The organism is Vibrio sp. 1F279 (assembly GCF_041439815.1).
Lineage (GTDB): Bacteria > Pseudomonadota > Gammaproteobacteria > Enterobacterales > Vibrionaceae > Vibrio > Vibrio tasmaniensis_A.
On sequence record NZ_JBGOOU010000104.1, the window covers coordinates 1 to 2288 of the forward strand.

Annotated in this window: 1 protein-coding gene; it reads right to left on the bottom strand. The window is 41.7% G+C overall.

Going from position 1 to position 2288, the window contains the following annotated elements:
* Positions 1 to 290: 290 nt before the first annotated feature.
* Positions 291 to 1916 carry a methyl-accepting chemotaxis protein gene (locus ACED60_RS25535; RefSeq protein WP_017101452.1) on the bottom strand — a complete coding sequence of 542 codons (1626 nt, stop codon included), beginning with the start codon at positions 1914 to 1916 and terminating at the stop codon, positions 291 to 293.
* Positions 1917 to 2288: the final 372 nt, after the last annotated feature.

A 2288-nucleotide genomic window follows, 5' to 3' on the forward strand; every position in this document is an offset into this window, starting at 1 on the left:
AACCACCGACACGAGGATTTTCAATCCTCTGCTCTACCGACTGAGCTATCCGGGCGACGAGGTGTATTAAACGTGTTTTCGCGTTCTGGGTCAACATTAAATTGCAAAAAAAGTATTGTTTGATGTTTTTCTATACTTAGTGGGTTGTTTTTGTTCGTTTGGGTAGAAAAACCTAGGTCTAGCATGCCTTAAAAGATGGCAAAACTACGGTTAACTGCTTTGAATGAGCGCTGAAATAAAAAAAGCACGTATGAAAACGTGCTTTTATATTAAAGGTTTTTCTCGAGAGTTTAGTGTTTTACTTCAAACCTATTTACCCAAGTCTCTAATTCGTTAGAAAGAGAAGCTAAAGTTTGAGTACTGTTATGGCTTTCCGTTACGACATCGCTCAGTTGGTTGCCACTTTCTTCAATCATATTGATACGCTTCGATATATCATCGCTTACCTGGGTCTGTTCAGCGGCTGCTGTTGCGATTTGATGGCTCATTGATGATATAGACTCTAATGCAATCACAATCTGTTGTAGCGCTTCAGAGGCATTCTGAGACTCTGCTACAGTACTTTCACTCGTTGCCGCACACACATTCATTGTTTGAATGGCGTTACGGGAACCTTCTTGAAGATTATTGATCATTAACTGAATCTCTTTGGTGCTCGATTGCGTTCGACCAGCAAGATTACGTACCTCATCCGCAACTACTGCAAATCCACGACCTTGTTCACCCGCTCGCGCAGCCTCAATAGCAGCGTTAAGTGCTAACAGGTTAGTTTGCTCTGCAATATCGCCTATAACGTCCAATACCTTAACAATATTGTTTACGTCGTTGTCTAGGTTAGCAACAGCTTCACTGGCTGTACCTAATTGTCCTGCTAGGCCTTGAATATTATCTACTGTGTTGTGGATTAGGAGCTGAGTATGTTGGCTTTGTTTGTCTGCCTCGTCGGTGTTACGAGCTGTATCGCCAGCTGAATCGGCAACATTATTTGCTGAAGACGCCATCTCAGTCATTGCTGTTGCGATCATTTCAGTTGATTGTTGCTGAGTTTCAGTAAGTTGAGCGATAGAACCTGCACGATCTTCCACGCGCTGTAATTCGCCTCTTAACGCTAGCATTGAAGAGTTGAGGTTTGATACTAACTCTGCCAGTGATTGACTCATTTGTTGTACAGCGTGATAGATACTGCCTTGCTCAGCTTGAGTCTCAAACGATGTTTGGATTTTTCCTTCTGCGACAGCTTGTACTGCTTCTCTTACGTCTTTGGGTTCACCGCCAAGTAGCGATAGCATACGTTTAATTGAGATAATCAAGCTTGAAAGAATGACACCAGCAATAGCCAAACATAAAATCAGTTGCCATTGTGCTGTTGACCAAAACCTTGCGTTGACTTCATTGAAGCCGATACCTGTACCTACAACCCAACCCCAATGAGGTGTTTTTTCTGCGATGGACAGTTTTTCTTCAATGCTTCCGTCGGGGAGTTTTTGTGTCCAGGTGTACTCGACTATTTGTCCTGTTCTATTGCCAAGTGCTCGCTGAATAAGTTGGCCAACGCTATTTCCATCGCCATCTTTAAAATCATTAAAGCTGGTTCCGTGTAGTTGCGGATCTAAAGGTGTTGCGACAAAAGTCATATCTTCATCAGCAACATATACATATTCATTGTCTTTATAGATATTGTTGCGCAGTAGGCGAGTGGCCAGCTGTTTGGCTTGTTGTTCTTCTAGAGTGCCATCAATAGCCATTTTTTCGACTTCAGTAAGAATGCTGTATGCACTTTTAAATAGCTCTGTCACGCGAGCTTTGTTGTCTATGTTGCTAGCAACTCTTAAGGTCCATAAACCTGTAGCCGTAAGTGCGAGCAAGGCAATCAAAATGATGCCTGATAATAAATAAGCTTGCGTTTTTAATTTCATATTTCCCCGTGCAGCGATCTAATAATAAGTATGGTGTATCATTCACGAATCTTAAGCTAAGTCGTGTAGTGCAGGTATCAGAAAGGTATCAAAACATGATGAAGATTAAATTTACGAAGAAAAAAAAGTCCCCAAAAGAACATTCTTCGCTGTCAAATGAACAAACAGAGGAAAGAGCAATTACTCTATTGAGGGGGCGGACGTAGTCCATTTACTAGAAGATAAAGATTTAATGTTGAACTGATGTGTTATTGAATGGCGTTAACTTTTATCCAAACGAAAAAAAGCCAAGTCTCTCGACTTGGCTTTCTTGAATGTGGCTCCCCTTGCAAGACTTGAACTTGCGACATACGGATTAACAGTCCGCCGTTC